We start from the raw sequence: 6945 nt of genomic DNA on the forward strand, positions 1-6945 counted from the left end.
GGCGAAAGATGGCCAGATATACTCGCGCAGGGGTGGGGTCTGGGTGAGGCAGAGCGGCTTGATACCGCCTGCATCTTAAAATACCAGACTCGTCATTATGCTGCTAAGCGGCGTAAAGGACAGAGTTGAGGAGCAACAGGTGGACAGGTGCGAGATTGCAGAATACTTGATCAGCTGTTTACATCGGGATTGACGGCGTCGTTGTAGAACTATTATTGATGAGAAGCTGCTTCCCTTGGAGCAGTTTTATTATTTTCATTAATAACGTTTTTCAGGATTTCCTTGGTCTCGCTATCTGTTGTGCGAGGCGGACTGCAGCTGATTTTTATAAACTTATAACCAAGCTTAACATCAGGTATCGCTAGCGCCGCACGATCATCCGGCATCACCGCAACGTTAACGCCGTTAGTATCTTCAAGTCCGCAATATGATGTTGGTAGGTGGAAAGATGAGAATGCAATGGCCTGTCTTAGTCTAGGCTCATAAAAGTTCTTGCTTGCAACTTTCTGCATTAGGGTAAGTAGTATTATGGCTCCTAACGAAAGCGCAACTATTGCCATGGCTGGTGAGGATTTTTTCTTTTTGCGAAGGGGGTGTTTTTTATTGTTTCTACGATACTCATCCACTAGGTTCTTGACTAAAAGAGCGGGAATCAATAATAGGCTCGCATACCCAAAAGCTAGTGATGCTGCGAAGAACCATATTGTTGGTGTCAGGATTAGAGTAAGGAATAGTTGAGTGCCTGGCAGGTCTGCAGGAGATAGGCTGCTAAGCTCAGCAATTGCCGCGTCGGAGTAAATCTTTGAAAGCGTTGCTACGCATACCACCACTGGCGTGATCAGAGTCTTACATAACTCCCAGTGCCGCGCAATAAAAGCGGAAATATTCCAGTGATAGTACAGAAACACAAAAGCGGATAGGCAGTTTATTGATAGTATGGTTAGCGCAGTTGTTGTGTTGGATTTGTTTCCCATGATTGCAGAAAGGCCCAGGGCATAAAATGCAACGGTGGCAACAATGAACGTTGCGGCTGAATATTCTGGCTTTTTCCAACGCTTTATCCTACGTAGTCGTTTATACCACCATAACTTTTTGTCTCTTGAGCTCAGGATGTTTGCAATATAGCCAGAGAGAACCGGTAGGATAAAAAATAATCCAAATAAAGTTATTGCCATCATGCTATTCCTTGAGCGTTAGTGTTGCTGTCGGTTGCTAACACAGGTGTGTAGTATTCTTTGTTGTACAGCTGGTGAGGCATGGATGCCGCGCCAGGGCCGGGCGGCTTTATGCCCGGGTCTGGCCACCAGCACCGGCAGGGATGCCGGAAAGCGAGCTATAAATTCGCTCAGGACAACTTTCCCTCGCACGGCAAGAGTCGTGCGACTTCTCTCCAGTAGTTAGTTCTGGCATGAAAGCGAGCCAGGACAAGCTTGAGAAGTTCTGCCTCAGGAAAGGGATCGTTCTCATGGAGTTCGCTGTAGGTCAAAAGGTCTAGCCCGAGCTGTCGACTAGCGAACTTGTCGGTAGGAAGCATCGCTAACGTTCTTCCACGATCGTCTAGGCTAAGCTTCAGCGAGCTGAGCAGCCCGCATATAGTGGAGTCAGGCGAAGGGTTTGAGGGACTGCGGATCGCCTCCTGCTGATTCAGGGAGGTGGCTAAACTCCTGATAAAGTCTTCCCCCAGTGCCATACATCGATCAGCGTCTGCTTGCGACAGAATTGGAGCGAGTAGCTCCAACTGATCCTGCCTCTTTAGGCGTAGCTCATCGAACATCATGCTTTTCGCTTTTTCTTCGGGCGGCCGATAGCATCTAAATCTTTCACCAGGTCTTCGGCTCTCAGATGCGTATAGCGCCGGAGCATCTGCATCGATTTATGGCCACTTATGGCTGAGACCTTCTGGTCCGACATACCGCTTTCTACAAGCCGACTCACTGCTTCGTGGCGTAGATCGTGAAAGCGCAGGTCAGACATTCCTAGCTTAGTCTTGAGTAGTCCCCATTTCTTTGTGAAGGCATAGGGGCGGCGTTTACCGTCCTTGCCTGGCTCGCCAAAGAATACGAGGTTGCAATCGGTTGGTCGTACTGGATTATCCAAAGCGGCCTTGAAGGTGTCCGTAGCCTGTTTGGTGAGAGGAACGGTCCGGGCACTATCATTTTTGGTGTCTGACAGGCGCACTACACGCTTTTTCAGGTCGACCTGGTGACAGCGTAGACCTGTGATCTCCGATGAGCGCATGCCTGTCTCCAGGGCGATACGAACGATCCAGCCAAGCATAGGGTTGCTGTGTGTGCTAGCGGCGCTAAGCAGGCGTCGTTCTTCATCGGCTGACAGTCGGCGGTCGCGACCTTCTCCAGGGCTCGGTTTGCGAATATTGAGCACCGGGTTAAATGTCAGTCCGAGCCCCCATTCTTGAATTGCCACGGTATAGAGATGGCTAAGCAAGGCTATCTCGAGGCGCACGGTGTTATTGCTAACGGGGACGCCACGCTTGCTCAGGGCGCCCAGTCGGGTGTCGCGGTAATTGGCGATAACTTCGGCGGAGAGGGCGGCCAAGGAGTATTTGCCCAGGTGTTCGATCAGCTGCTTGGCCTTGGTTGCCTCAGCTTTCTGCGTGGTGGGTTTTTTACTTGGGGTGACCTCGGCCAGATAGCGTTCCAGTGCTTTCTCAAGCGTTAGGCGCTCTGAGCCGCTGCGCTGGATGTAAACCCCTCGCACCATTTCGTCCTCGGTACGACGTGCCCAGTCTTCTGCGTCGCGTTTAGTTCGGAAGGTTTTAGAGTTGGTGGGCCATCCAGTTTTGCGGATGACAGCTTTCCAAGTGCCGGCAGGGGTTTTGACAATTGTGGCCATCTGAGGACTCCAAAGGCGAGCAGACAGAACTGCACTGTATCTAATTTGTACCTTTGGACCATAGGATTATTCGTGAGGCCACACCCCTGAAAAGCACAAAGCCGCGCAATGCGCGGCTTTGAAGGTGGTGGGCCCACACGGACTCGAACCGTGGACCAAAGGATTATGAGTCCTCTGCTCTAACCAACTGAGCTATAGGCCCCAGAGGTCGGCCGGATTATAACGAGGGTTTGCTAAGGGTGCCATCTGAAAGATCCGACAGTGCTATACGAAGAAAGGTGGCGGCGAATTCGTCGGCGGGCAGGGGCAGGCTGACGATGTAGCCCTGGATCTGTTCGCATCCTTCTGCGGCGAGGAAGCGTTGCTGGGCCTGGTTCTCCACGCCTTCGGCGATGATGGTCAACTGCATACTGCGGCCCAGGGCAATGATGGCGCGGGCGATGGCGGCGTCGTGGGGGTCGTCGGGCAGGCCGCGGATGAACGACTGGTCGATCTTGAGGATGTCCAGCGGCAGGCGCTTCAGGTAGCTCAGCGAGGAGTAGCCGGTGCCGAAGTCGTCGATCGCCAGTTGCACACCGAGGTGCTTGAGCTGGTGCAGGATGGCCAGGGCTTCTTCGGCCTGGCTCATGATGAAGTTCTCGGTGATTTCCAGCTGCAGATCGCCGGCCTTGAGGTGGAAGGTCTTGAGCAGGTGCTCGATCCGCCGGGTCAGGCTGGGCTGGCGCAATTGAGCACCTGCGAGGTTGATCGACAGCGGGCCGAACGCCTGGTAGGTGCGTTTCCAGGTGTGCATCTGCTGGCAGGCCTGCTCCAGCACCCAGTCGCCGAGCTGGAGGATGCTGCCGTTCTCTTCGGCCAGGTGAATGAACTGCTCCGGCGGCACCTCGCCGAAGGTCGGGTGGTTCCAGCGGATCAGCGCCTCGGCACCGACCAACCCCTGGGTCTTGAGGCTGAACTTGGGTTGGTAGTACAGGCTCAGTTCGTTGCGTTCGATGGCGCGGCGCAGCTCATGCTCGAGGAAAATACGCTCGCTGGCCTGGGCAGTGAGGTCGAGGGTGTAGCTTTCGACGCGGTTGCGGCCCTTGGCCTTGGAGCGGTACATCGCGGCGTCGGCGTTGCGGATCAATGTGGCGACGTCGGTGCCGTCCTGCGGGTACAGGCTGATACCGATGCTGGCACTGGTGAAGAACTCGTGCTCGCCGGCCTGAACCGGGGCGTGGAAACACGCCAGTAGCTTGTTGGCGATGGCGCTGGCGTCGCTTGGGCGATGCAGGCCGGGCAACAGGATGATGAATTCGTCGCCGCCCAGGCGGGCGACGGTGTCGACATCGCGAACCTGTTCTTTCAGGCGTTGGGCGATGCCCTTTAGCAAGAGGTCGCCGACCGGGTGGCCGAGGCTGTCGTTGATGTGCTTGAAGCGGTCGAGGTCGAGGAACAGCACTGCGCCCTGGCGGCTGGAGGCCTGGGCGCAGGTGAGGGCAGCCTGCAGGCGGCTCTCGAACAGGGTGCGGTTAGGCAGGCCGGTGAGCGGGTCGTGGTGCGCCTGGTAGTCGAGCTTGGCCTGGGCGTGCTTGAGGCTGGAGATGTCGGCGAACACGGCGACGAAATGGGTGGTCTCGTGCTCACTGTTGCGTACGGCGCTGATGGTCAGCCAACTAGGGTAGAACTCGCCGTTCTTGCGTCGGTTGCAGATCTCGCCCTGCCAATGGCCTTCGGCGGTGAGCTGATGCCACATGGCGACGTAGAAGGCGCTGTCGTGTTGACCGGAGGCGAGCAGACGTGGGGTCTGGCCAAGGGCTTCGAGCTCGCTGTAGCCGGTGATCTCGCTGAAGGCGCGGTTGACCGCGCTGATGCGCTGTTCGGTATCGGTGATCAGCACGCCCTCGGCGGTGTTCTCGAAGACCGTGGCGGCCAGTTGCAGTTTTTCCTGCATCATGTGGCGCTCGGTGATGTCGCGGGTAATGGTCAGCATGCAGTCGATGCCGCCGATTGGCAGTGGCCGAGCGGACATTTCACACAGGCGGATCTGGCCGTCGCTACGGCGGATATGGCAACTGAAATCGCGCGCAAAACCATCGCGCTTGAGCAGTTCGATCAGCCGATCACGTTCGTTGAGGTCGGCCCAGATGCCCAGATCAAGGCTGTTGTGGCCAAGGCTTGGGTTGATGTCGTAGCCGGTCAGCCGGCAGAAACCTTCGTTGGCTTCCAGCAGCAGGCCATCGCTCTGGCGCGACAGCAGCAAGCCGTCGGGCGATGCGTGGAAGGCCTTGGCGAACTTCTCTTCGGAAGTCTGCAACTGTTGCTGGGTTTCCTTGAGCTGGCTGATGTCGCGCACGGCAACCACCAGCGCCGGTGTGCCGTCCAGGTCGAAGCTTTCAGCGGAGGTGAGGCCTGTGAATAACTCGCCGTTGCTGCGCCGGAAGCTCATTTCCAGATTGCGGATGCCGCCCAGTTGCATGCGCTCAAGGATCGTCGGGCCGGAGCCCGCAACGCCCCACAGGTCCAGTTCTGTGGCGGTGCGGCCTATGACCTGGGCTGGGCTCAGGCCGATCTGCTCTTCGAATGCTTTGTTGACCTCCAGCAGGCAGCCGTCGCTGTGGCGGGCGATGAGCAGGATGTCGGGGCATTGCTCAAACACCGAGGCGAACTTCTGTTCGGATAGGCGCAGGGCATCCTCGGTACGTTTGGTTTCGCTGATGTCGATCATCAGGCCGCGCATCAGCGGCTTGTGGCCTTGCTCGATCATGCTGACGATATTGCGTACCCAGAGGATGTGCCCGTCGGCACGTATTACGCGATAGTCGAGGCTGTGGTCGCGCCCGGCGGCGGTTTCGGCATCGCAGTAGGCCTGGGCCCAGAGGGCGTCTTCGGGGTGCAGGATGCCGCGCCAGAAGCCGGGTTTGAGCCATTCCCGCAGCGGATAGCCGAGCAGGCCCTCGGCGTGCGGGGAGACGTAGCTGTAGGTGAAGTCGTTGGCGTCGGCCTCCCAGGCGATGGCCGAAAGGCTCTCGATCAGGCTGCGGTAGTGGTATTCGCTGCTGCGTAGCTCTTGCTCCAAGGCGATCCGCCGCGAAATCTCCGAGCTGAGGCGGCGATTGATGCGCAGCATGGCGGCGAGGATCAGCAGCACAACGGCCAATGTCGGCAGGCCATAAATCACTAGGTCGCGCCATAAGCTCCGTTGATCGACGACGTTGCCAACCCAGCGCTCCTGAATGTCACTGATTTCGGTACTGCTCAGGTCGGCCATGACTTTGTCGAGAATGCCGATGAGGATTTTCTGTTCTCGTGGGGCGGCCATGGCCAACTGATAGCGGTAGGGCGTCTCGCCACTGACGTACAGGCCATCGAGCTTGAGCTGGCGTAGGCTCCAGATGCTCGATGCAAGGTCGCCAACCACCGCATCCACTTCGTCGGTAGCCAACGCCTGCAGGGCTGAACTCACATTGGGCAAGGCCACCAGATTGAGATCCGGGTGGTGGGTACGCAGCAACTCATGGGGAGCGTAGTTTTCCACGACCGCGATTTTCAGGCCGTACAGGTCTTTGAGGGTGCGTGGCTGAGGGCCGCCCTCGTGGGCGAGGATGACGATGGGGAAATCGAGGTAGGGGCGGGTGAAGGCCAGGTAGGATTGGCGTTCGGGCGTCGACATGATGCCTGGAAGCAGGTCGATACGGTTCTGTCGTGCTTGCTCAAGTACTTGCGACCAATTGCTGGGCTCGACCGGCTGCAGCGTGACGCCCAGGCGTTGCTGGATCAGGGCAATGTAGTCGGCGGCCAATCCCTGATAGCGACCTTCCTGGTCGCGAAATTCGAATGGCGGCCAAGACGCATCCACGCCCAGGCGCAGCTGCGGATGGGCGTTGAGCCAGGCTTGTTCTTCGTCCGTCAGGGTCAGGGCGCCGGCCGCTGTGTTCCAGATCATCAAGAGCAGCAGCAGAAGTGCCGGCATCAAGGGCATGGCGACCTCTCTCTATCAGGGGGCTGATTCGAGTGTAGACGGACGCGGGTGAAGAGTGCCGGTGAATGCGGCAGATTGCCTGCTGCTTTTTGTCGCCCATGAAAAAACCCCCCCCCCCCCCCCGGGGGGGG

3 protein-coding genes and 1 tRNA gene are annotated in these 6945 nt (G+C 57.5%); all 4 read right to left on the reverse strand.

Features of this window, described 5'->3' with window-relative positions:
- Positions 1 to 212 precede the first annotated feature (212 nt).
- Positions 213 to 1178 carry a hypothetical protein gene (locus tag HU729_RS24390; protein WP_186711795.1) on the reverse strand — a complete coding sequence of 322 codons (966 nt, stop codon included), beginning with the start codon at positions 1176 to 1178 and terminating at the stop codon, positions 213 to 215.
- Between the two features lie 595 nt (positions 1179 to 1773).
- Positions 1774 to 2853 (reverse strand): site-specific integrase, encoded by a 1080-nt coding sequence (locus HU729_RS24395; RefSeq protein ID WP_186711796.1) that lies wholly within the window; start codon positions 2851 to 2853, stop codon positions 1774 to 1776.
- Positions 2854 to 2978: 125 nt separating this feature from the next.
- Positions 2979 to 3055: transfer RNA gene (locus HU729_RS24400), tRNA-Ile, on the reverse strand.
- 15 nt (positions 3056 to 3070) lie between these two features.
- Entirely contained in the window at positions 3071 to 6814 is a 3744-nt protein-coding gene (locus HU729_RS24405) for a bifunctional diguanylate cyclase/phosphodiesterase (protein ID WP_186711797.1), read from the reverse strand.
- Between the last annotated feature and the right edge of the window lie 131 nt (positions 6815 to 6945).

The sequence above is a fragment of the Pseudomonas sp. RW10S2 genome (assembly GCF_014268985.1).
GTDB classification, from domain to species: domain Bacteria; phylum Pseudomonadota; class Gammaproteobacteria; order Pseudomonadales; family Pseudomonadaceae; genus Aquipseudomonas; species Aquipseudomonas wayambapalatensis.

Coding starts and splice junctions, on each gene's coding strand:
- HU729_RS24390 (WP_186711795.1), bottom strand. CDS start 1,178: ATGATGGCAATAACTTTATTTGGATTATTTTTTATCCTACCGGTTCTC.
- HU729_RS24395 (WP_186711796.1), bottom strand. CDS start 2,853: ATGGCCACAATTGTCAAAACCCCTGCCGGCACTTGGAAAGCTGTCATC.
- HU729_RS24405 (WP_186711797.1), bottom strand. CDS start 6,814: ATGCCCTTGATGCCGGCACTTCTGCTGCTGCTCTTGATGATCTGGAAC.